Raw genomic sequence first — 23,398 nt, 5'->3', positions numbered from 1 at the left:
AAGAAAATGCCGCCCGGAGGCGGCATTTTCGCGGATCTTTGCGGGCTTGCCTCAGACCTGCTCGAAGGCGCCGTGGCAGTGCTTGTATTTCTTGCCGGAGCCGCAGGGGCAGGTCTCGTTGCGGCCGACCTTGCCCCATGTGGCCGGGTCATCCGGGTTGCGGTTTTCAGGAGAAACGATGACTTCCGACGCCTGGTAGATCGCCGGGGCGAAATCATCCTCGCCGGTCGTCGGATCCAGGTGATGGGCCTGCATCAGCGGTGGTTCTGGTTCGGCAGGGGCCTGCTGCACCAGTTCGACGCGCATCAGCTGGGCAGTAACGGCCTCGCGCAGGTTGTTGAGCAGCGCGGTGAAGAGCTCGAAGGCCTCCGACTTGTATTCCTGCAGCGGATCGCGCTGAGCATAGCCACGGAAGCCGATGACGGAGCGCAGATGGTCGAGGTTGACGATGTGCTCGCGCCAGAGATGATCGAGCGTCTGCATGACGATCGAGCGTTCGACATAATGCATGATGTCGTCACCGAAACGCTCGGCCTTTTCCGTGAAGGCGGCATTGGTGGCTTCCGTCAGGCGCTCGCGGATATCGTCTTCGCCGATACCTTCTTCCTTCACCCAGTCCTCGATCGGCAGGTCGAGATTGAGAATGTTCAACGCGCCGGTCTTCAGGCCGGCGGCATCCCATTGTTCGGCATAGGCACGTTCGGGGATATGCTTTTCGACCATGTCCTCGATCACCTCACGGCGCATATCGGAAACGGTCTCGGAAATATTGGTCGATTCCATCAGTTCGAGGCGCTGCTCGAAGATCACTTTGCGCTGATCGTTGAGAACGTCGTCATACTTCAGGAGGTTCTTGCGGATGTCGAAGTTGCGGGCTTCGACCTTCTTCTGGGCGCGCTCCAGGGCCTTGTTGATCCAGGGATGGACGATCGCCTCGCCCTCCTTGAGGCCGAGCTTGGTCAGCATGCTGTCCATGCGATCGGAGCCGAAGATGCGCATCAGGTCGTCCTGAAGCGACAGGTAGAACTTCGAGCGGCCAGGGTCGCCCTGACGGCCGGAGCGGCCGCGCAGCTGGTTGTCGATGCGGCGGCTTTCATGGCGTTCGGTCGCGATGACGTAGAGGCCGCCGGCTTCGAGCGCCTTCTGCTTGAGTTCCTTGATCTCCTCGATGATCGCCTGGATCCGGGCGTCACGCTCCGGACCGGCTTCGACTTCGCCGAGCTCGCGCTCGATGCGCATGTCGAGGTTGCCGCCGAGCTGGATGTCGGTGCCGCGGCCGGCCATGTTGGTGGCGATGGTGATGGCACCGGGCACGCCGGCCTGAGCGACGATATAGGCTTCCTGCTCGTGGTAGCGGGCGTTCAGCACCTTGAAGTCGTCGAAGCCCTGCTTGCGCAGGCGCTCGGCGAGCAGTTCCGATTTCTCGATCGAGGTGGTGCCGACCAGCACCGGCTGGCCGCGCTTGTGGGCGTCGAGGATCTCCTCGATGATCGCCTTGAACTTCTCGTCGAAGGTCCGGTAGACCTCGTCGTCCTCGTCGAGGCGCTTGATCGGCAGGTTGGTCGGGACCTCGATGACATCGAGATTGTAGATATTGGCGAATTCTTCCGCTTCCGTCTGCGCCGTGCCGGTCATGCCGGCGAGCTTGTCGTACATGCGGAAGTAGTTCTGGAAGGTGATCGAGGCCAGCGTCTGGTTTTCCGGCTGGATCTGCACCTTTTCCTTGGCTTCGAGCGCCTGGTGCTGGCCTTCCGAATAGCGGCGGCCCGGCATCATGCGGCCGGTGAACTCGTCGATGATGACGACTTCGTCGTTGCGGACGATATAGTCCTTGTCGCGCTGGAACAGCTTGTGGGCCTTCAGCGCGTTGTTGACGTGGTGGACGATCGCAACGTTCTCGATGTCGTAGAGCGCGTTGCCTTTCAAGAGGCCGGCCTGGCGGAGCAGGTTTTCCAGCTTTTCGGTGCCCTCTTCGGAGAAGTTGGCCGAGCGCTGCTTCTCGTCGATCTCGTAATCGCTCGGCACCAGCAGCGGAATGTAGGCGTCGATCGTATTATAGAGTTCGGAGCGGTCGTCGAGCGGACCGGAGATGATCAGCGGCGTGCGCGCCTCGTCGACGAGGATCGAGTCCACTTCGTCGACGATTGCGAAGTTGTGGCCGCGCTGGACCATCTGGTTCTTCTCGTACTTCATGTTATCGCGCAGATAATCGAAGCCGAGTTCGTTGTTGGTGGCGTAAGTGATGTCGCAGGCATAGGCCGCGTGGCGTTCCTCGTCGGAAAGGCCGTGGACGATGACGCCGGTAGTCATGCCGAGGAAGCCGTAGACACGGCCCATGGTCGCGGCATCGCGCTGGGCGAGGTAATCGTTGACGGTGACGACGTGCACGCCCTTGCCGGAAAGCGCGTTCAGATAGACCGGCAGGGTGGCGACGAGGGTCTTGCCTTCGCCGGTCTTCATCTCTGCGATCGCATTTGAATGCAGGATCATGCCGCCGACCAGCTGTACGTCAAAAGGTCGCAGGCCGAGAACGCGGCGCGAGGCTTCGCGCACGACGGCAAAGGCCGGGATCAGAATGTCGTCGAGCGTCTTGCCCTCGGCGAGCAGGGCGCGAAACTCCACGGTCTTTGCCGCGAGCTGCTCGTCCGTCAGGGCCTTCGTCTTCTCTTCGATAGAGTTGATGGCAGTGACGTTCGGCTGGTAGGACCGCACGCGGCGGTCGTTGGAAGACCCAAATAACTTGCGGGCTATACCGCCAAAGCTGACCATATGACTGGCCCTTTCTCAATATTCATCCCCGGCGTTTCTTGTCCGCGGCCCAGCCGAAAATCAGGCGCGCGCCTTAAAACGCCCGGAAACTGTTCTGGACGCGAGGTTGCGTGACAGATAAGAGGGGGGTCGAATGATGTCAACGGATTTGGCGGATACAGAAAGGCCACAATCCGGTGTTGATGGCTATTTTGGGCTGGATTCAGGGGATGCTGAAACCGGCAATGTAACTGTGAAGGGTATTTCATGTTGAGCACCAACAAACTTGCCGTTCTGGCGTTTGCAACTTTTGTTGCGCTCCAGGCCCCGGCCTATGCCGATGACGCCGTCATCGCCAAGGTCGGCACCCTGGAAATCCACCAGTCGGAACTCGACCTCGCCGTCGCCAATCTCGACCCCCAGCTGGCGCAGCTTCCCGATGACCAGAAGAAGGTCGCAGCCCTTTCCGCCGCCATCGACGTGAAACTGCTCGCCGCCGACGCTGCGGCCGAGAAGCTCGATCAAACCGACGAATTCAAGAAGCGCATGCAATACCTCACCGACCGCGAGTTGCACAATGCCTACTTCAAAAAGCATGTCGTCGACATCGTGACGCCTGACGAAGTCAAGGCCCGTTACGACAAGGAAGTCGCCGCCCTGCCGAAGCAGGAAGAAGTCCACGCCCGTCATATCCTCGTCAAGACCGAGGACGAAGCCAAGGACATCATCAAGCAGCTCGACGCCGGCAAGGATTTTGCCGAACTCGCCAAGGAAAAGTCCACCGATCCGAACAAGTCGGAAGGCGGCGATCTCGGCTATTTCTCGCGCGGCCGCATGGTCAAGGAATTCGAAGACGCAGCCTTCGCGCTTGAGAAGGGCACCTATTCCAAGACACCGGTTAAGACCGATTTCGGCTTCCACGTCATCAAGGTCGAGGATAAGCGCGACGCTCCGCCGCCGCCTTTCGAGCAGGTGCAGGATCAGGTTCGTCAGCTCGTCATGCGCGACAAGTATCTTGAGCTTCTGAACAAGGCAAAGGCCTCCGCCAAGATCGAGATCACGGACGAGACGCTACGCAAGGGTTACGACCAGGCCAACAAGCAGCCGGAGCCGGGCAGCGAGCCCGTCGCCCCGGCGCCGAAGCAGTAAAATTCGCATCAGGGCCCGGTTCTTCCGGGCCCTTCATTAGATCCCGGATGATCTTGGGGCCTGATCGGTCTAAAGTCTGACATCCAGATCTAAATCAAAGAATTTGAGCATGATGTCGTTCGAAAACCGCTGACACTTTTCGGCATCATGCTCTGGCATCGTTTGTTGTCGCATTTCCGGACGGCGAACCGGTTTCCATTTCGCCTGGAAATGCTCATTGGCAGGTCTCATCATGTCCGGTTCCGTCTCTCCGCTCGCTCCGAAATCCTTCGTCTCGATGCCACCGTTGCGCGGTGTGCGCATGGCGACGGCTTCCGCAGGCATCAAGTACAAGAACCGGACCGACGTGCTGCTGATGGTCTTCGACAGGCCGGCGGCTGTTGCGGGCGTTTTTACCCGCTCGAAGTGCCCGTCGGCGCCGGTGGATTTCTGCCGGGCCAATCTCTCCCATGGCAGCGCCCGCGCCGTCGTCGTCAACTCAGGCAATGCCAATGCCTTCACCGGCCTGAAGGGCCGCCAGGCGACCGCGCTGACGGCGAAGTCGGCTGCCGGTGCCGTCGGCTGCGCCGAAAACGAGGTCTATCTGGCCTCGACCGGGGTCATCGGCGAGCCGCTCGATGCCACCAAATTCGCAGGCGTTCTGGATGGGATGCAGGGCGAAGCGACCGGCGATTTCTGGTTCGAGGCCGCCAAGGCGATCATGACGACCGACACCTATCCGAAGGTTTCGACCCGCAGCGCCGAGATCGGCGGCGTGGCCGTGACGATCAACGGTATCGCCAAGGGCGCCGGCATGATCGCGCCCGATATGGCGACGATGCTCTCCTTCGTCGTCACCGATGCCGACATCGCGCCTGCCGCGTTGCAGGCGCTTCTGTCTGACGGCGTCGGCCCGACGTTCAATTCCATGACCGTCGATAGCGACACCTCCACCTCGGACACACTGATGCTGTTTGCGACGGGTGCTGCGGCCGAGGACGGTCAGGCCCGCATCGAACGCGCCGACGACCCGCGCCTTGCCGCCTTCCGGGCCGCACTCAACGAAGTGCTGAAGGATCTGTCGCTACAGGTGGTGCGCGATGGCGAGGGCGCCACCAAGATGCTCGAAATCACCGTGACGGGTGCCGAGAGCGATGCCGCCGCCAAGCGCATCGCGCTGTCGATTGCCAATTCGCCACTGGTCAAGACCGCGGCCGCCGGCGAAGACGCCAATTGGGGCCGTATCGTCATGGCCGTCGGTAAATCCGGCGAGATGGCCGATCGCGACCGGCTCGCCATCTGGTTCGGCGATATCCGGGTCGCCGTCAACGGCGAGCGTGATCCCGATTATTCCGAGGCGGCCGCCTCGGACGTCATGAAGGCGCAGGATATCCCCGTCAAAGTCGATATCGGGCTCGGCGCCGGCACGGCAACGGTCTGGACCTGCGACCTCACCAAGGAATATGTTGCCATCAATGGCGACTATCGGAGCTGATCGTTCATTGGCGCAGGCATCCATTTCCTCACACAATCTGCCGCTGGTGCGCAGGCTGGAGGCCGTCGGCTTCCGCGCCTGGCCGGCGGCATCCGTGCAATATGATGGCAGCTGGCAGGTACGGCTGACGGCCGGTCACCCGTCCAACCGGCTGAACTCGATCGTGCCGCTCGATCCTTCGGATCATCGCGACGTCGAAATCCGCCTGGAAAAGGCGAGCCGGAAGTTTGAAGCCTATGGCCGCGCCGCCGTGGTCCGCCAGACGCCGCTTGCCTCGCCGGTGCTAATCGAACTTCTGCGCGCGCAGAACTGGACGCGCTTCGACGATACGGTGGTGATGACCTGCGACCTTGCCGAGGCAGAGCTGCCGGATACGCTCGATCACCTGCCGACCCATGATGTCGGCCGTTTCGTCGACGCCAACCTCGCCGTCGACCAGGCGCCACCGAGGCTGAAGCCGGCGCTTGCCGAGATCATTTCGGCGATCAAGCCGCCATCCGGCCTGTTCATGATCGAGAACGCGGCGGACGGCCCGCTTGCGACCGTGCTCTGCGTCCAGGACAACGACCTCGCCGGCATCATGTCGCTTTCGGTCTCCGAGGCGCGGCGGCGCGAGGGGCTCGGCATCGAAATCCTGACCTCGGCGCTACGCTGGGCGCGCATGCGCAGCGCCCGTTCGGCCTGGCTGCAGGTGAAGCTGTCCAACCGCCCGGCCATCGCACTTTATGAGCGCCTCGGTTTTCGCGACGCCTATCATTATTGCTATTGGCAAAAGGAGCCGCGATGAGCGAGGCGGGCCGGAAGATATTGCTGGTCGCCGCCTGTGCGCTGATCGATGCCGACGGGCGTATCCTGTTGGCACAGCGCCCCGAGGGAAAGTCGCTCGCCGGGCTCTGGGAGTTTCCCGGCGGCAAGGTCGAGCCGGGTGAGACGCCGGAGGAAACGCTGGTGCGCGAGCTCGAGGAAGAACTCGGCATCAACACCAAGATCGCCTGCCTGGCGCCGCTGACCTTCGCCAGCCACTCCTACGAGACCTTCCACCTTTTGATGCCGCTTTATATCTGCCGGCGCTATGAGGGCATTCCCCAGGGCCGCGAGGGTCAGGCGCTGAAATGGGTGCGCCCGCAGGCGTTGCGCGATTATCCGATGCCGCCGGCCGACGAGCCGCTCATCCCGATGTTGCAGGATTTACTTTAGCATTGTCTGATTATTATTGTGCCACGCCATTTTCGGCTGTGGATATTAATGGATCGTTTAACACCTTCTGCCAAAGATCGGCCTCAATCAAGCATCTGGCGTGCGTGTATTAAAAGGCTTGACGTCATGGACGATGATTTCTGGAAAGCTGTCCGGGAAAAGGAACGGGCCTCGTCTGCCTCGCGCAGGACGGGTGCGCTGAATATCGCCCTTCTGTTCGGCACGGCAGTGGTCGCGTTGACGCTCATCCTGACGCCAATGCTTGCGGATTCCTCGAAGAAAAGCGTCTTTGCCAGTGCTCCGGCGGATTTCGATACGATCACGACAGGATCGATCCCGAAGAGCGAAAGCGGCAAGCGTTATACGATCCGCCGCAGCGTCCTCCAGGATACGCCCGGCTCGGTCTGCGTCGTCCAGGGCTACGGCGTCGGCGCCGGTTGCTGAAAAATGCCGGCCATCGTCCCGATGGTCGTGGAATTGGTCGTTTGTTGTCGGTTTCGCGCAGCGGGTGGGGTCATGCGTCTTTTGAAAGCATTTGTTGCAGATAACAGAGGTGCGACGGCGATCGAATACGGCCTCGTCGCCGCCCTCATTGGTGGCGCACTCGTCTCCGCTCTAGGAATCTTCAGCGGCAGCCTGCAGGACGTCTTCAACGTGATCAACAATAATCTGACCGTCAATTGAGAAGCAACCGGCCATTACTGCCTGAGCTTGTGCTCGTCCACCTTCAGCGCATCGGCGAGGCGCGCCTTGGCTGAACCGGGCTTCAGCGGCTTTTGCTGGCTCTCGTGCGCAGCCCATCCCGAGACATAGATGATCGAGAAGGTGGCGCGGATGCGTCCGTCGGGATCGGCATAGCGTTCGGCGTAGATCTCCGCTGCGCGCAGGAAGAAAGCGCGCGTCAGCGGCATGCGGCCGCGGGCTGCAAGCGGATTGCTCATGCCCATCGCTCTCAGATCCCGCATCAGCGGAAAGAGCGAATCATAACGTACCGTGTAGTTCTCCGCGTCGATCACCGGCAGCGTGAAGCCGGCGCGTTGCATGAGATTGCCGACATCGCGCACATCAGCGAAGGGAATGACACGCGGGCTTGCGCCACCCGTCATCTCGACCTCGGCGGCCAGCAGCACCTCGCGCAGTTCCTGCAACGTGCCGGCGCCGGGGATCGCCGCCAGAAACAGGCCATCCGGCTTCAGGGCGCGGCGGATCTGGATGAAGACGCCCGGCGTATCGTTGGTCAGATGCAGGCTGAGCGGCGCAAGGATGAGATTGACCGATTGCGGTTCGAGCGGCACGTCCTCGAGCGGCGCCTCGATCAAGTTTTCGCCTGGCCCGGCATAGGCCTTGTCGCTTTCGACGCGGATCATCGTGCCGATCTTGCCCGTCGCCAGTGCGGCCCGGGCGGCAGCACCGGTCGCGCCATGCAGTTCGACGGCGGTCTCGAAAGTCCGCTCGACCACGGAAAGCCTCTCGGCCATTTCCTCAGCGGCGATGTCGAGCAGGAAGGCGGCTTTCGGGTCGTTGTTTACAAGCGCGCGGCGGCGATGTGCGGCGATCAGGGCTCTGTCGAAGATCGTTTCCATGGCGATGTCCTTAGTCTCGTGCCGCCTGTGCGGCAAGACGATTTTCCTTTCGCGAAGAACACGCTAGTCTCTGCGGCATGGGCCTGATCAACATCGAAAAACCGTCAGAGTTCCTGCGGACGCATCTCTTGCGGCCGTTTTCGGCGCTTGCTGATTTCTTTTATCCACCCGCCTGCTCGGTCTGCGGCATTTCGACCGGCGGCCATCGCGGGCTCTGCGCGAAATGCTGGTCCGGTATCCGCTTCATCGAACGGCCCTATTGCGAGGTGCTCGGCATTCCCTTCTCGCATGATCTCGGCGCCGGCATCCTCAGTGCTGAGGCGATCGCCAACCCGCCGCCCTTCGACCGGCTGCGGTCGGCGGCGACCCACGACCGTGCCGTCCGCGATCTCGTTCATGGGCTCAAATATCGCGATCGCACCGATCTGGCGCCGATGATGGCCGCCTGGATGCTGCGCGCTTCCGACGGGACGGTCGAGAGCTGCGATGCGCTGATCCCGGTGCCGCTGCACCGTAGCCGTATGCTGACGCGCAAGTTCAACCAGGCAGCAGAGCTTGCCCGCCATATGGCAAGGCTCTCGGGCAAGCCGCTGCTTGCCGCCACGCTTATGCGCGTCAAGCGCACCAGCCAGCAGGTCGGCCTTGGCGCCAAGGCGCGCGAAGACAATGTCAGGGGCGCTTTTGCGATCGCCAAGGGTTGCGAAAACGACATTTTCGGCAAGCGCATCGTCCTTATCGACGACGTCTATACAACGGGGGCGACGGTCGCCGCGGCAAGCCGGACACTGCGCAAGGCGGGTGCGACCGACATAACGGTTTTGACCTTTGCAAGGGCTCTCTCCGAGCCTATATGACAGAAATACCCGGCATCGGTCTGGAGAGATTATGGTACGCGTCACCATCTATACACGGCAGTTCTGCGGCTATTGCACCCGCGCCAAGTCCCTTCTCGAAGAAAAGGGTGTCGAATATGTCGAGCACGACGCGACCTTTTCGCCGGATCTTCGCCAGGAGATGATCGGCAAGTCGAACGGGCGTACCACTTTTCCGCAGATCTTCATCGGCGCCGATCATGTCGGCGGTTGCGACGATCTCTTTGCGCTCGATCGGGCCGGCAAGCTCGACCCGTTGCTGGCGGCTTGAGGAAGAACCGATGAGCTTCAAGGCCGCCGCTGTCCAGATGTGCTCCGGGGTCGATCCGGTGAAGAACGCCGCCGCCATGGCGCGGCTGGTGCGCGAGGCCGCTGGCCAGGGCGCGACCTATGTGCAGACTCCCGAGATGACCGGCATGCTGCAGCGCGACCGTACAGCGGCACGCGCCGTGCTTGCCGACGAAGCGCATGATATCATCGTCAAGACCGGCTCAGAGCTCGCCATAGAACTCGGCATCCACATGCATGTCGGTTCGACGGCGATTGCCCTTGCCGATGGCAAGATCGCCAATCGCGGTTTCCTGTTCGGTCCCGACGGCAGGGTTCTCAATCGCTACGACAAGATCCACATGTTCGACGTCGACCTCGACAATGGCGAGAGCTGGCGTGAAAGTGCGGCCTATACGGCCGGCTCGGAGGCCCGCGTCCTGTCGCTGCCTTTTGCCGAAATGGGCTTTGCGATCTGTTACGACGTGCGGTTTCCCGCGCTCTTCTGCGCCCAGGCGGTGGCCGGCGCCGAGGTGATGACAGTTCCTGCCGCCTTCACCAAGCAGACCGGCGAGGCGCATTGGGAGATCCTGCTCAGGGCACGCGCGATCGAGAACGGGGTCTTCGTCATCGCCGCCGCGCAGGCCGGCCGGCATGAGGACGGGCGCGAGACCTTCGGCCATTCGATGATCATCGATCCCTGGGGCACGGTTTTGGCGTCGGCCGGCGCCACCGGCGAGGCGGTTATCGTCGCCGAGATTGATCCCGCCGCGGTCAAGGCCGCACATGACAAGATCCCGAACCTGAGGAATGGTCGGGAATTCTCGGTCGAGAAGATTGCGGGGGCAATCGCCGGAGGCGTCGCCGCTTGATCCGCTATTCCCTCACCTGTGACAATGCCCATGAATTCGAAGGCTGGTTTTCGGAAAGCGCCGATTTCGATCGTCAGGTCGAAACCGGTTTCCTGACCTGCCCGGTCTGTCATTCCGCCGCCATTTCCAAGCTGTTGATGGCGCCTTCGGTGTCGACCGCGCGCGGGAAGGACGAGAGGCAGACGCTGGCGATGGATGCCATGCGCCGCGAGGCCCTGCAAAAACTCAAGGAGGCCGTTGCGGCGGTCAAGGCCAATTCCGAGGACGTCGGCACGCAGTTTCCCGAGGAAGCCCGCAAGATCCATTACGGCGAGGCGGATGCCCGCGGTATCATCGGCCACGCGACGGTCGACGAGGCGCAGGCGCTCTTGGAAGAAGGCATCGAGATCGCGGCCATTCCCGTTTTGCCGGAGGACGTGAACTGACATGCAGTCGGCGCGTCTGGCCGCCTATCTGCATCTCGCGCTGCTGAAAGTCTAGCCGGCTTATTGACGGCGCGAACTATGCCGACCGCTTCGCCAGCAGCATATAATTCACGTCCATATCCTTGGACAGGTTCCATTGGTTCGACAGCGGATTGAAGAAGACGCCGGTGCGGTCGCTGATCTCAAGGCCGCTTGCCACCAGCGGCTTTTCTAGTTCTTCCGGACGTACCAGTTTTTCGTACTGATGTGTGCCGCGCGGCAGCCAGCGCAGAATGTTCTCGGCGGCGAAGATGGCAAGCGCTGCCGCCTTCATCGTGCGGTTGATGGTGGCAACGAAGATCAGGCCGCCGGGGCGGACCATTTTCGCGCAGGTGGTCATGAAGAATTCGACATCGGCGACGTGCTCGACAACCTCCATGTTCAAGACGATATCGAAGGTCTCGCCAGCCTCAGTGAGTTCCTCGGCGGTGACGGCGCGATAGTCGACCGAAACGCCGGAGGCCTTCGCATGGGTGGAGGCGATGCCGATATTCTTCTCGGACGGATCGGCGCCGACGACGGAGGCGCCCATGCGGGCGACCGGTTCGGACAACAGGCCGCCGCCGCAGCCGATATCGAGCACGCGCAGGCCTTCGAGCGGGCGCGCGCTTTTCGGATCACGGCTGAAATTCTCGCAGGCTTTGTCGCGGATATAGGAGAGCCGGACGGGATTGAATTTGTGCAGCGGCTTGAACTTGCCGGTCGGGCTCCACCATTCCGCCGCCATCGCCGAGAAGCGGTCCACTTCGCCCTGGTCGATCGTGCTTCTGGCGCCTTCCGTCATCGTCCGCTCCTTCATTCGTGACATGTGAAGTCGGACGATCGGGGGCATAAGTCAAGAGGCGCAGATCAGGGGACTGACAAGCACGGAGCCGCTCGCCAATAGCTTTTGTCGCGCGCGCTTGCCTCCCCCCGCCAAACTCGCTAAGAGACGCCGCAACTTGGGGCCTTTGGGGCCTGGGCTTTTAGAGCGATTCCAGAAGTTGGGAATCCGGCTCTCTGGCCCAAACGGTCTGCCCCAGAGCTTTCGTGATGCCGGGTCCGGTTTTCCGCTTCCCGGCGCCAGTCGTGGTAGAGGCATATGGCACGCATTGTAATGAAATTCGGCGGCACGTCCGTCGCTGACCTGGACCGCATCAAGAACGTTGCCCGCCATGTAAAACGCGAAGTCGATGCCGGGCACGAGGTGGCGGTGGTGGTGTCGGCTATGTCCGGCAAGACCAATGAACTGGTCGGCTGGGTCCAGGGCACGCCGAAGGTGATCGGCGCCAATTCTCCGTTCTACGATGCGCGGGAATATGATGCGGTGGTCGCATCGGGTGAGCAGGTGACCTCCGGTCTGCTGGCGATCGCATTGCAGGCGATGGATATCAATGCGCGTTCCTGGCAGGGATGGCAGATCCCGATCCGCACCGACAACGCGCACGGCGCGGCACGGATCATGGAGATCGACGGTTCCGACATCGTCAAACGGATGGGCGAGGGGCAGGTCGCCGTGATCTCCGGCTTCCAGGGGCTGGGACCCGACAACCGTATCGCGACGCTCGGGCGCGGCGGGTCGGACACTTCGGCCGTCGCAATCGCGGCAGCTGTCAAGGCGGATCGCTGCGATATCTATACCGATGTCGACGGCGTCTACACGACCGACCCGCGCATCGTGCCAAAGGCGCGCAGGCTGAAGAAGATCGCCTTCGAGGAAATGCTGGAAATGGCCTCGCTCGGCGCCAAGGTACTGCAGGTGCGCTCGGTCGAGCTTGCCATGGTACACAAGGTGCGCACCTTCGTGCGCTCATCATTCGAAGATCCCGATGCTCCGGGCATGGGCGATCTGTTGAACCCGCCCGGAACGCTGATTTGTGACGAGGAAGAAATCGTGGAACAGGAAGTAGTCACCGGCATCGCCTATGCCAAGGATGAGGCTCAGATCTCGCTTCGCCGTCTTGCCGACCGGCCGGGCGTTTCCGCGGCGATCTTCGGGCCGCTCGCCGAATCCCATATCAATGTCGACATGATCGTCCAGAATATTTCCGAGGACGGGTCGAAGACCGACATGACCTTCACCGTGCCATCAGGCGACGTCGAGAAGGCGATCAAGGTGCTCGGCGACCATAAGGAGAAGATCGGCTACGATGTCGTGCAGAACGAATCGGGGCTGGTGAAAGTATCGGTCATCGGCATCGGCATGCGCAGCCATGCGGGCGTTGCCGCTACCGCATTTCGTGCACTTGCCGAAAAAGGCATCAACATCAAGGCGATCACCACCTCCGAGATCAAGATTTCCATCCTGATCGACGGTCCCTATGCAGAACTCGCTGTCAGGACTTTGCATTCCTGCTACGGTCTGGATAAGAATTGATTCCCAGTGGGCGGCCTGCCCCTTCAGGTTGAGGAGACGAGGGCCGGCCCGCCGGGACTGAGTGCGTTGTTTCGGGAGCTTGAGACGCCATGAGAGACCTTTCCGGCGGTCCGCGCGTGCTGCTCAGGCGGCTGCGCGAGTTGATGGCGGAGCCGCTGGAGCCGCAGGATCGTCTTGACCGGATCGTCCGCCAGATCGCCGGCAACATGGTGGCGGAGGTTTGCTCCGTCTATGTGCTGCGCGCCGACGGTGTCCTCGAACTCTATGCAACCGAAGGCCTCAACCGCGAGGCCGTGCATCTGGCGCAACTGAAGATGGGGCAGGGCCTGGTCGGCACGATCGCGGCCTCGGCCCAGCCGCTCAACCTTTCCGACGCGCAGTCGCACCCTGCCTTCCGCTACCTGCCGGAAACGGGCGAAGAGATCTACCATTCCTTCCTCGGCGTGCCGATCCTCAGGACCGGGCGCTCGCTCGGTGTTCTCGTTGTGCAGAACAAGGCGAGCCGCAATTATCGCGAGGAAGAGCTGGAAGCGCTCGAGACGACGGCGATGGTGCTTGCAGAGATGATCGCCACCGGCGAGCTCAAGAAGATCACCAAGCCAGGCCTCGAACTCGACCTGACGCGTTCGGTCACCGTCGACGGCGACACTTATAATGACGGCATCGGCCTCGGTTACGTCGTGCTGCACGAGCCGCGCATCGTCGTCACCAACCTGCTGAACGAGGATGCCGAGAAGGAAATCCGGCGGCTGGCCGAAGCCATGGGCTCGCTGCGGATCTCGATCGACGACATGCTGTCGCGTCGCGACGTGTCGATGGAGGGCGAACACCGCGAGGTGCTCGAAACCTATCGCATGTTTGCGCATGACCAGGGCTGGGTGCGCAAGCTCGAGGAGGCGATCCGCAACGGCCTGACGGCGGAAGCAGCAGTCGAGAAGGTGCAGAGCGACACCAAGGCGCGGATGATGCGGTTGACCGACCCTTATCTGCGCGAACGCATGCATGATTTCGAGGATCTGGCGAACCGTTTGCTCAGACAGTTGACCGGTTATACCGGCCGGACGTCCGGCGAAGGTTTCCCCAGCGATGCGATCATTCTGGCGCGCGCCATGGGAGCAGCCGAACTGCTAGATTATCCGCGTGCCAATGTCCGCGGGCTGGTGCTGGAAGAAGGGGCGGTAACAAGCCATGTGGTGATCGTCGCGCGCGCCATGGGCATTCCGGTCATAGGTCAGGCGGCGGGCGTGGTGGCGCTCGCCGAGAATGGCGATGCCGTGATCATCGATGCCGACGAGGGACATGTGCATCTGCGGCCGATGGCCGATCACCGGCGTTCCTACGAGGAGAAGGTTCGCTTCCGTGCCAGGCGGCAGGAGCAGTTCCGGGCGCTGCGCGCCGTCGAGCCGGTGACCAAGGATGGGCAACGGATCGCGCTGATGATGAATGCCGGCCTGCTGGTCGACCTGCCGCAGCTTTCGGAATCGGGCGCCGAGGGCATCGGCCTTTTCCGCACCGAGCTGCAGTTCATGATCGCCTCCACCATGCCGAAGGCGGAGGAGCAGGAGCAGTTCTACCGCAATGTGATAAAGCAGGCGGCGGGCCGCACTGTCACCTTCCGTACGCTCGATATCGGCGGCGACAAGGTCGTGCCCTATTTCCGTGGCCATGAGGAAGAAAATCCCGCCCTCGGCTGGCGCGCCATCCGGTTGTCGCTCGACCGGCCGGGTCTGTTGCGCACCCAGTTGCGTGCTCTGCTGAAGGCATCGGCCGACACCGAGCTGAAGCTGATGGTGCCGATGGTGACCGAGGTTTCCGAGCTGAAGATGGTGCGCGAGCTCTTGCAGAAGGAAGTGCAGCATCTGTCGCGCTTCGGCCACGGGCTGCCGCGCAAGCTGCAATTCGGCGCGATGCTGGAGGTGCCTGCATTGCTCTGGCAGCTCGATGAACTGATGGAGGCGGTCGATTTCGTCTCGGTCGGTTCGAACGACCTCTTCCAGTTCTCGATGGCGGTCGATCGCGGCAATGCGCGGGTTTCGGACCGCTTCGATCCGCTCGGCAAGCCGTTCTTACGCATCCTGCGCGACATCGTACGCGGGGCGGACCGGAACAAGACACCGGTGACGCTCTGCGGCGAACTCGCCAGCAAACCGATCTCGGCGATGGCGCTGCTCGGCATCGGCTTCCGCTCGATTTCGATGTCGCCGGCCTCGATCGGGCCGGTGAAGGCGATGCTGCTCGGGCTGGATGTCGGGGCACTGACGAAGGCGATGGACGAGGTGCTGGACGATCACCACGCCTTGATGCCGATGCGCGAGGTGCTTGCCCGCTTCGCCGAGAGCCACAATATTCCCCTTTAGACAGAGATTAAGAAGAATCGGAGTGAAGGGTGGCGAAGCTTCCCGTTGAAAAGATGCGCGAGCTGGAACGTCGTTTCGGCGAGATCGAGGCGCGCATGTCGGCTGGCCCGGCTGCCGATGTCTATGTGAAGCTCGCATCCGAATATTCCGAGCTGCAGCCTGTCGTGACGAAGATCCGCGTCTATGAGAAGGCGGTCGCCGAGCTTGCCGATCTCGAAACGCTGCTCGAGGACAGGTCGGTCGACCGCGAGATGCGCGAACTCGCCGAGCTGGAGCTGCCCGAGGTGAAAGAGCAGATCGAGGTGCTTGAGCAGGAGATGCAGATCCTGCTTCTGCCGAAGGACGCAGCCGACGAAAAGAGCGCGATCCTCGAAATCCGCGCCGGCACGGGCGGCTCGGAAGCGGCCCTTTTCGCCGGCGATCTCTTTCGCATGTACGAGCGTTTTGCAGCGGAAAAGGGCTGGAAGGTGGAGGTGCTCTCGGCGAGCGAGGGCGAAGCCGGCGGCTACAAGGAAATCATCGCGACGATCACCGGCAGGGGTGTCTTTGCCAAGCTGAAATTCGAATCCGGCGTGCATCGTGTGCAACGCGTGCCGGAAACCGAGGCGGGTGGGCGTATCCATACGTCGGCCGCAACGGTTGCGGTGCTGCCGGAGGCCGAGGAGATCGACATCGAGATCCGAGCCGAAGACATCCGCATCGACACGATGCGCTCTTCGGGTGCTGGCGGCCAGCACGTCAATACGACGGACTCGGCAGTGCGCATCACCCATCTTCCGAGCGGCATCGTCGTCACCAGTTCGGAAAAATCGCAACACCAAAATCGCGCCAAGGCGATGCAGGTGCTGCGCTCCAGGCTTTACGATGCCGAGCGGCAGAGGGCCGATAGCGAGCGCTCTGCCGATCGCAAGAGCCAGGTCGGCTCCGGCGATCGCTCGGAACGTATCCGCACCTATAATTTCCCGCAGGGGCGGGTAACGGACCATCGCATCAATCTGACGCTCTATAAGCTCGACCGGATGATGGAAGGCGAGATCGAGGAGGTCGTCGACGCGCTGATGGCCGATTACCAGGCCAGCCAGCTGGCGCAGCTCGGCGAGCAACAATGAGCTCGACGGTCGCCGATATGCTTGCCGATGCGCGCCGCCGCTTCACCGAAGCAGGTATCGTCGACCCGGCGACCGATGCGCGGCTGCTGGTCGCGGGCCTTCTGAAACTGTCGCCGACCGAGCTGTTGACGCGATCGGCCGAGAGGCTTTCTGCTGAGCAAGCCGAAGCGATTTTCAGGGCGCTGGAGCGGCGCCTCGGTCATGAGCCGGTGCATCGCATTCTCGGCGAGCGGGAATTCTATGGCCTGCCACTTCGGCTCTCGGCGGAAACGCTGGAACCGCGGCCGGATACGGAAATCCTGGTCGATACGGTTCTCGTCTATCTCAAGGACCTTGCAAAGGTGCAAAGCCGTCTCCATATCCTTGACATGGGAACCGGGACGGGGGCGATATGCCTTGCGCTTTTGAGTGACTGTCCTGATGCGTCAGGTGTCGGCAGCGACATATCGGCGGATGCACTTCTGACGGCAAGATCGAATGCAGAAAGAAACGGATTGCAGGATCGTTTTCAGGTCGTACAGTCGAGTTGGTTCGAGAACATCCAGGGATCCTTTCACGCGATTGTCTCAAATCCGCCCTATATTGCTTCCAATGTCATTCACGATCTCGCTCCCGAAGTGACCAAATTTGATCCGGCTGCGGCTCTGGATGGCGGCCCGGATGGGCTTGACGCTTACAAAGCCATAGCCAAGGATGCGGCAAGGTTCATCAGGCCCGATGGGGTCGTCGGACTGGAGATCGGCTACGATCAGCGAAACGACGTGACGGCGATCTTTGAAGCGAAGGGCTTCAGGTGCCTCAAATCCGTAAAAGATTATGGTCAGAACGACAGGGTGCTCGTGTTCGCGCTCGCGTGAGAGACGATAATGCGGCATTGAACAGGACATTATTGTTATTGCGAAGAAAAGGCTTGGATTTCCCGGTGAAGCAATATAGGTTGCGGTCACGTGTTGGGCAGATAGGAATGAACGAGATTCGTTCGGTACTTGGTTTGCCTCGGGGGTCCGCTCTTTTAAACGAGAGTTTCAACGGTTGAACACGACCCAATGCGTGAATCAGTCAAACTGACTTGAGAACCAAGCGGCAGGTCGGCGCAAAGGCGCAGTATGCTCGCGGCACAAAGGTCCTGACCCGGTTTTCCGGTCATGGCGGTTGGTGCCATGTATCCATCACAAACAGAGAATTCAGGTGAACGATCTATGAGGCCAGGACAGCAGAACAAGCGCGGTCGAGGGCGTGGCAACAATAACAACGGCGGCGGTGGAAATAACAATAACAACAATTTCAACCGCAAGGGCGGCAATCCGCTGACCCGGACCTATGACAGCTCCGGCCCCGATGTGAAGATTCGCGGTACTGCGCAGCATATCGCCGAAAAATACGCACAGCTCGCCCGCGACGCCCAAAGCTCCGGCGACCGCGTGATTGCCGAGAATTATCTCCAGCACGCCGAACATTATAATCGTATCATCGCCAGCGCCCAGGCGCAGATGCAGGAACGCTTCCAGCGCGACGATCGCGGCGAGTACAATGATCGCGACGGTGCGGACCGCGACGGCGACGACATGGACAACAATGACAATGAGAATGACAATGACGGCGACGATGTCGTTATCGTCCAGCCGCCGCAGAGCAGGCCGCACCAGCCGCAGCAGAGCAGACAGCACCAGCCGCAGGCACAGCCGAAGCCGGTAGCCGCTCAGGCGCCTGCGCCGGCACCCCAGTCCGAGGTCATCGATGGAACCGGCCCGCAGCCGGAGATCGAAGGCATTCCGGCCGAAGTCGCCATGGACGAGGAAGGTGCCGGCGGCCAGCCGCGCGAACGCCAGCCCCGCCGCCGCAGCACCGGCAGCCGCCCCCGTCGCCCGCGTCGGGGTGCCGAGGGCGAAGAAGCAGCCGCTGAGGGCGAAGGTGCCTCTGCCGAGGCGCCAGTGCTGGCTGACGTCACATCGGAATGAGGATTTCGCTTCCCCTTCAGGGAGAGCGTGACGCTCATGCCATCTACTCGAATTAGCTTGAAAATCCCCGGCCTTGTGCCGGGGATTTTCATTTTATGGGCTCTTTAAACTCGCTGAACAGGCTACCATATTCTCTTCGAACTGCTTCGCCCGAATCCCAGCCGGGCAAAGCGCGACCTGCCTTTTCAGGGGGTCGATCTCAATCATCGGTCTGCGCCTCGTCAGGGCAGGGCGATCCATGGAGGCAGAATATGAATATCGAGAAATATTCGGAGCGGGTGCGCGGTTTCATCCAGTCCGCCCAGACCTATGCGCTGGCGCAGGGTCACCAGCAATTCACGCCCGAACATGTGCTGAAAGTCCTGCTCGACGACGATCAGGGCATGGCGGCGTCGCTGATCGAGCGCGCCGGCGGCGATGCCAAGGCCGCCCGCCTGGCCAATGACGCGGCTCTCGCCAAGTTGCCGAAGATCTCCGGCGGCAACGGCAACATCTATCTGGCACAACCGCTCGCTAAGGTCCTTTCGACCGCCGAAGAAGCGGCGAAGAAGGCCGGCGACAGCTTCGTAACCGTCGAGCGCCTGCTGCAGGCGCTGGCGATCGAATCCTCGGCCTCGACCTTTTCGACGCTGAAGAACGCAGGCGTGACGGCCCAGGGCCTCAACCAGGTCATCAACGACATCCGCAAGGGCCGGACGGCGGATTCCTCCAATGCCGAGCAGGGTTTTGACTCGCTGAAGAAGTTCGCACGCGATCTCACCGCCGAAGCCCGCGAGGGCAAGCTCGACCCGGTGATCGGCCGCGACGACGAAATCCGCCGCACCATCCAGGTGCTTTCGCGCCGTACCAAGAACAATCCAGTGCTGATCGGCGAACCCGGCGTCGGCAAGACGGCGATCGTCGAGGGCCTGGCGCTGCGCATCGTCAACGGTGACGTGCCGGAATCGCTCAAGGACAAGAAGCTGATGGCGCTCGACATGGGCGCGCTGATTGCCGGTGCGAAATACCGCGGCGAATTCGAGGAGCGGCTGAAGGCCGTGCTCAATGAAGTCCAGGCGGAAAACGGCGAGATCATCCTGTTCATCGACGAGATGCACACGCTGGTCGGCGCCGGCAAGGCGGATGGGGCGATGGATGCCTCCAACCTCCTGAAGCCGGCTCTTGCCCGCGGTGAGCTGCATTGCGTCGGCGCGACCACGCTCGACGAATACCGCAAACATGTCGAGAAGGATCCGGCCCTTGCCCGCCGCTTCCAGCCCGTCGTCGTCGATGAACCGACGGTCGAAGACACGATCTCGATCCTGCGCGGCTTGAAGGAAAAATACGAGCAGCATCACAAGGTGCGCATCGCCGATGCGGCGCTGGTGGCTGCGGCGACGCTTTCCAACCGCTATATCACCGATCGTTTCCTGCCGGACAAGGCGATCGACCTGATGGACGAGGCGGCAGCGCGGTTGCGCATGCAGGTGGATTCCAAGCCGGAAGAGCTCGACGAACTCGACCGCCGTATCATGCAGCTGAAGATCGAGCGCGAAGCGCTGAAAAAGGAAACGGACGTCGCGTCTGCCGACCGTCTGAAGCGGCTTGAAACCGAAGTGACCGATCTCGAGGAACAGGCCGATGCGCTGACGGCCCGCTGGCAGGCGGAAAAGCAGAAACTCGGCCTTGCCGCCGATCTCAAGAAGCAGCTCGATGATGCCCGCAACGAACTGGCGATCGCCCAGCGCAAAGGCGAATTCCAGCGTGCCGGCGAGCTGACCTACGGCGTCATTCCCGATCTTGAAAAGCAGCTCGTCGATGCCGAGAAGCAGGATGGCGACCGCGGCGCGATGGTGCAGGAGGTGGTCACCCCCGACAATATCGCCCATATCGTTTCCCGCTGGACCGGCATTCCGGTCGACAGGATGCTGGAGGGCGAACGTGACAAGCTGCTTCGGATGGAAGACGAACTGGCGAAATCGGTGATCGGCCAAGGCGATGCGGTTCAGGCCGTGTCGCGCGCCGTCCGCCGCGCGCGCGCCGGCCTGCAGGATCCGAACCGGCCGATCGGCTCGTTCATCTTCCTCGGCCCGACCGGCGTCGGCAAGACGGAGCTCACCAAGGCGCTCGCCCGCTTCCTCTTCGACGACGAAACGGCGATGGTGCGCATGGACATGTCGGAATATATGGAGAAGCACTCCGTTGCCCGGCTGATCGGTGCACCTCCCGGCTATGTCGGTTATGACGAAGGCGGAGCGCTGACGGAAGCCGTGCGTCGCAGACCCTATCAGGTCGTGCTGTTCGACGAGATCGAAAAGGCGCATCCCGACGTCTTCAACATCCTGCTGCAGGTGCTGGACGATGGACGCCTGACCGACGGTCAGGGCCGGACGGTCGATTTCCGCAACACGATGATCATCATGACCTCGAACCTCGGCGCCGAATATCTGACGCAACTGAGGGATGGCGACGACAGCGACACGGTTCGCGAGCAGGTGATGGAGGTCGTGCGCGGGCATTTCCGGCCGGAATTCCTGAACCGCATCGACGAGATCATTCTGTTCCATCGCTTGAAGCGCGAGGAGATGGGCGCGATCGTCGATATCCAGCTGAAGCGGCTGGTGGCTTTGCTGTCCGAGCGCAAGATCATCATCGATCTCGACGAGGAAGCCCGGCACTGGCTGGCGAACAAGGGTTACGATCCGGTCTACGGTGCAAGGCCGCTGAAGCGGGTGATCCAGAAGTTCGTGCAGGATCCGCTGGCCGAGCAGATCCTGTCCGGCCAGGTGCCGGATGGATCGACGGTGACGGTGACGAGCGGTTCGGACCGGCTGCAGTTCAGGACGAGGCAGACGGTGAGCGAAGCAGCGTAAATCCAGTTTGCCGGATGAATGAGAAATGGCGGCTTCGGCCGCCATTTTTCGTTGGATGGTCGGGGCCGTTTGTTGGAGGGGAAGCAGCGTAGATGGACGCTACTTGCTCGCCACCTGGTCCGGCGTCTGGTTGTTGAGCAGCGTATCGATGCGTTTGCGCTCGTCTTCGAATTTCGCCAGCGCCTCGCCCTGCAGCGATTTGCCGCCCGGCAGGCGGATGCGCAGCGGATCGACCTTGGTGCCGTTGACGATCAGCTCGTAATGCAGGTGAGGGCCGGTGGATTCGCCCGTCGTACCGACCCAGCCGATCACCTGGCCCTGGCGGATCTTGGCACCGGGGACGACGCCCTTGGCGATGGCGCTCTGGTGATTGTAGGAGGATTCATAGCCGTTGGCATGGCGCACGATCGTCTGGTTGCCGTAACCGCCGGAATCCCAGCCGGCTTTTTCGACCGTGCCGTTGCCGGCGGCGATGATCGCCGTGCCGCGCGGTGCAGCCCAATCGACGCCGGTGTGCATGCGGGCAAAACCGAGGATCGGATGGCGGCGCATGCCGAAGCCCGATTTGAAGATGCCGTTCGGAACCGGGTTACGCAGCAGGAACTGGCGGATGCTCTTGCCGTTCTCGTCGAAATAATCGACCGTGCCGTCTTCGGGGTCCTGGAAGCGGTAGAAGCGCGTCTGCGTATCGCCGAAACGGGCGTTGACATAGAGCAGTTCGGAATCCTCGGTCGCCTGACCAGCGCTGTCGGCGACGGAGAAGAAGACTTCGAGACTGTCGGTCGGCCTCAACTGCGCCTGAAAATCGACATTGCTGGCGAGCAGCTTGATGATCAGCGCCGTCATATCCTTGGTCATGCCGTAGGAAAGGGCAGCACGATAGATGCCGTCATAGACGCGCGGCAGGTTCTGGCCGGGGGGCGGTGCGAACGAATTGTCATCGAAGGCGGTGGCGATGGCATCCAACATCGGCGGCTCGCTGCCGGGCACATATCTGCCCTTGTCGTCGACGGCTACGGTGACGAGATGGCGCGTGCCGCGATAGACGCTGGCTCGGATGATCTTTGCCTGTTCGCCCTTCTGAATGATGCCGATGCGCAGCACATCGCCCTTGTCGAGATCACCAGAACCCAGTTGCTGCGCGATATAGCCGGCGATGCCATCGGCATATTGCTGCGGATAGCCTGAATCCGTCAGCGCCTTGGCGATGGGCGTGTCGACGCGCACCGGCAGGATGTCGTCGGCGAATTCTTCGGTCTGCGGCGTGATCGATTCCGATGCGGAGACCGTCATGTTCTGTTCGAGCACGCGGGCGGACAGACCGGCGGTCAGATCGACATCGGCATCCTCGTTGGAGAAACGACGCGGATCGACGTAATAAAGGGCTGCGAGCTGCGTGTTGCCGTCGGTCAGCACCGAGCCGTTGGAGCGCACATTCTCTTCGACCTCCTCGAGCGACAGGCCGGATGCCATCTGCATGCTGGTCTTGCCGGTCGGGAAGGGAATGGTCTTCAGGCTGACTTCGGATTCGACGTCGGAGCCGTAAAGCGCGCCTGTGCGGCTTTGCGGCGCGGGCTGCGGCTCGTCGGCGGAAAAGATCGCCAGAGGATCGAAGTCCGGATAGTCCTCCGTCGCCACATGGTTGGCGGCCAGCGTCATCTTCACATGCGCGAAGGGCTGGCGGCGGACGACTTCCTTTTCGCCGTCGTGGACGACGGTTGAGACTTCCATAATGGCACGGTCGGACGGTTTTGCGGCGATGGCGGGCGCGATCAGCCGGCCACCGCGGACCACTGTCGTATCCTCATGCGCGTCCGCCGCAACACTTGCATAGGCTTCGGCGGGGATCGCCAATTGCTGGCGGCCATCAAGGGCGGCAAAAAGGGCGACACCCATCAGGACGGATGATGTAATGCCTGTGAGGAACGTGCCCGAGAGCCAGCGCAAGGAAACTTCGCGCCGGTCGGGCGCGCGTCTGCCGTCTGCCAGAAGCGGAGGCTCGTTGCCCAACGAGCGGATCATCATTTTCTCCGTCATCATGGCAGTCGGGTCCGCGTCCTTACATCAGGCGTCTGTGGGAGCATGTATCGGCCATCCTGGCTGGGGCGAAAGATGTGCATATTTTGGGCATGGAAGTCAA

The 23,398-nt window shown here is 61.8% G+C and carries 21 protein-coding genes; 16 read left to right on the top strand and 5 right to left on the bottom strand.

Annotated features, from left to right (window positions below):
• Positions 1-51: 51 nt before the first annotated feature.
• Positions 52-2,769, bottom strand: a complete 2,718-nt coding sequence (gene secA / locus AC25BC_RS19415) for a preprotein translocase subunit SecA (RefSeq protein WP_012759145.1) — start codon at positions 2,767-2,769, stop codon at positions 52-54.
• A gap of 246 nt (positions 2,770-3,015) precedes the next feature.
• On the opposite strand from secA, the gene AC25BC_RS19410 reads away from it, so the two are divergent.
• Positions 3,016-3,897, top strand: coding sequence for a peptidylprolyl isomerase (locus AC25BC_RS19410; protein WP_012759144.1), 882 nt, complete (start codon positions 3,016-3,018; stop codon positions 3,895-3,897).
• Positions 3,898-3,966: 69 nt separating this feature from the next.
• Here the strand turns inward: AC25BC_RS19410 and AC25BC_RS19405 are convergent, their stop codons facing one another.
• Positions 3,967-4,200, bottom strand: a complete 234-nt coding sequence (locus AC25BC_RS19405) for a hypothetical protein (protein ID WP_171815669.1) — start codon at positions 4,198-4,200, stop codon at positions 3,967-3,969.
• Between AC25BC_RS19405 and argJ the strand changes: the two genes are divergently transcribed.
• The 5 genes from argJ (at position 4,130) to AC25BC_RS19380 (ending at position 7,252) form a co-directional block, all read left to right on the top strand.
• Positions 4,130-5,371, top strand: coding sequence for a bifunctional glutamate N-acetyltransferase/amino-acid acetyltransferase ArgJ (gene argJ, locus AC25BC_RS19400; RefSeq protein ID WP_012759143.1), 1,242 nt, complete (start codon positions 4,130-4,132; stop codon positions 5,369-5,371). The two genes, AC25BC_RS19405 and argJ, sit on opposite strands and share 71 nt — an antisense overlap.
• Positions 5,352-6,158, top strand: coding sequence for a GNAT family N-acetyltransferase (locus AC25BC_RS19395; protein WP_012759142.1), 807 nt, complete (start codon positions 5,352-5,354; stop codon positions 6,156-6,158). The genes argJ and AC25BC_RS19395 overlap by 20 nt, the downstream gene beginning before the upstream one ends.
• The gene (gene mutT, locus AC25BC_RS19390) at positions 6,155-6,568 is read left to right on the top strand and encodes an 8-oxo-dGTP diphosphatase MutT (RefSeq protein ID WP_012759141.1); all 414 of its coding nucleotides are present in this window, start codon (positions 6,155-6,157) and stop codon (positions 6,566-6,568) included. The genes AC25BC_RS19395 and mutT overlap by 4 nt, the downstream gene beginning before the upstream one ends.
• 126 nt (positions 6,569-6,694) lie before the next feature.
• Positions 6,695-7,012, top strand: a complete 318-nt coding sequence (locus AC25BC_RS19385; RefSeq protein ID WP_003543245.1) for a hypothetical protein — start codon at positions 6,695-6,697, stop codon at positions 7,010-7,012.
• A 72-nt stretch (positions 7,013-7,084) separates the two neighbouring features.
• A complete protein-coding gene (locus tag AC25BC_RS19380; protein ID WP_012759140.1) occupies positions 7,085-7,252 on the top strand; it encodes a Flp family type IVb pilin in 168 nt (55 codons plus the stop codon).
• A 14-nt stretch (positions 7,253-7,266) separates the two neighbouring features.
• Here the strand turns inward: AC25BC_RS19380 and AC25BC_RS19375 are convergent, their stop codons facing one another.
• Positions 7,267-8,151 (bottom strand): methyltransferase domain-containing protein, encoded by an 885-nt coding sequence (locus AC25BC_RS19375; RefSeq protein WP_012759139.1) that lies wholly within the window; start codon positions 8,149-8,151, stop codon positions 7,267-7,269.
• 77 nt (positions 8,152-8,228) lie between these two features.
• Here AC25BC_RS19375 and AC25BC_RS19370 point away from each other — a divergent pair, with 77 nt between their 5' ends.
• The 4 genes from AC25BC_RS19370 to AC25BC_RS19355 are packed head-to-tail and all read left to right on the top strand — an operon-like array spanning position 8,229 to position 10,587.
• On the top strand, positions 8,229-9,005 hold the full coding sequence (locus AC25BC_RS19370; protein ID WP_128406141.1) for a ComF family protein: 777 nt from the start codon (positions 8,229-8,231) through the stop codon (positions 9,003-9,005).
• 31 nt (positions 9,006-9,036) lie between these two features.
• Positions 9,037-9,294 carry a glutaredoxin 3 gene (gene grxC, locus AC25BC_RS19365; RefSeq protein ID WP_012759137.1) on the top strand — a complete coding sequence of 86 codons (258 nt, stop codon included), beginning with the start codon at positions 9,037-9,039 and terminating at the stop codon, positions 9,292-9,294.
• A gap of 10 nt (positions 9,295-9,304) precedes the next feature.
• On the top strand, positions 9,305-10,162 hold the full coding sequence (locus tag AC25BC_RS19360; protein ID WP_012759136.1) for a carbon-nitrogen hydrolase family protein: 858 nt from the start codon (positions 9,305-9,307) through the stop codon (positions 10,160-10,162).
• On the top strand, positions 10,159-10,587 hold the full coding sequence (locus tag AC25BC_RS19355) for a DUF1178 family protein (RefSeq protein ID WP_012759135.1): 429 nt from the start codon (positions 10,159-10,161) through the stop codon (positions 10,585-10,587). The genes AC25BC_RS19360 and AC25BC_RS19355 overlap by 4 nt, the downstream gene beginning before the upstream one ends.
• Before the next feature lie 76 nt (positions 10,588-10,663).
• Here the strand turns inward: AC25BC_RS19355 and ubiG are convergent, their stop codons facing one another.
• Complete coding sequence (ubiG, locus tag AC25BC_RS19350; RefSeq protein ID WP_012759134.1) at positions 10,664-11,410, bottom strand: bifunctional 2-polyprenyl-6-hydroxyphenol methylase/3-demethylubiquinol 3-O-methyltransferase UbiG; 747 nt, start codon at positions 11,408-11,410, stop codon at positions 10,664-10,666.
• A gap of 297 nt (positions 11,411-11,707) precedes the next feature.
• Here ubiG and AC25BC_RS19345 point away from each other — a divergent pair, with 297 nt between their 5' ends.
• The 6 genes from AC25BC_RS19345 to clpB all read left to right on the top strand — a co-directional run bounded on the left by AC25BC_RS19345 (position 11,708) and on the right by clpB (position 21,258).
• Entirely contained in the window at positions 11,708-12,982 is a 1,275-nt protein-coding gene (locus tag AC25BC_RS19345) for an aspartate kinase (protein ID WP_017995292.1), read from the top strand.
• Between the two features lie 89 nt (positions 12,983-13,071).
• Positions 13,072-15,339 (top strand): phosphoenolpyruvate--protein phosphotransferase, encoded by a 2,268-nt coding sequence (gene ptsP, locus AC25BC_RS19340; RefSeq protein WP_012759132.1) that lies wholly within the window; start codon positions 13,072-13,074, stop codon positions 15,337-15,339.
• 29 nt (positions 15,340-15,368) lie between these two features.
• Positions 15,369-16,448 (top strand): peptide chain release factor 1, encoded by a 1,080-nt coding sequence (gene prfA / locus AC25BC_RS19335; protein WP_012759131.1) that lies wholly within the window; start codon positions 15,369-15,371, stop codon positions 16,446-16,448.
• Positions 16,445-17,305: a peptide chain release factor N(5)-glutamine methyltransferase gene (gene prmC, locus AC25BC_RS19330; RefSeq protein WP_012759130.1), complete on the top strand. Its 861-nt coding sequence runs from the start codon at positions 16,445-16,447 to the stop codon at positions 17,303-17,305. The genes prfA and prmC overlap by 4 nt, the downstream gene beginning before the upstream one ends.
• A 342-nt stretch (positions 17,306-17,647) precedes the next feature.
• Positions 17,648-18,406, top strand: a complete 759-nt coding sequence (locus AC25BC_RS19325) for a DUF4167 domain-containing protein (protein ID WP_012759129.1) — start codon at positions 17,648-17,650, stop codon at positions 18,404-18,406.
• A gap of 251 nt (positions 18,407-18,657) precedes the next feature.
• Complete coding sequence (clpB, locus tag AC25BC_RS19320) at positions 18,658-21,258, top strand: ATP-dependent chaperone ClpB (protein WP_012759128.1); 2,601 nt, start codon at positions 18,658-18,660, stop codon at positions 21,256-21,258.
• 99 nt (positions 21,259-21,357) lie between these two features.
• Here the strand turns inward: clpB and AC25BC_RS19315 are convergent, their stop codons facing one another.
• Positions 21,358-23,298, bottom strand: coding sequence for a M23 family metallopeptidase (locus AC25BC_RS19315; protein ID WP_128440345.1), 1,941 nt, complete (start codon positions 23,296-23,298; stop codon positions 21,358-21,360).
• Positions 23,299-23,398 lie beyond the last annotated feature (100 nt).

The organism is Rhizobium sp. WSM409 (assembly GCF_057653825.1).
This window is presented reverse-complemented; position numbering and strand designations above follow the sequence as displayed.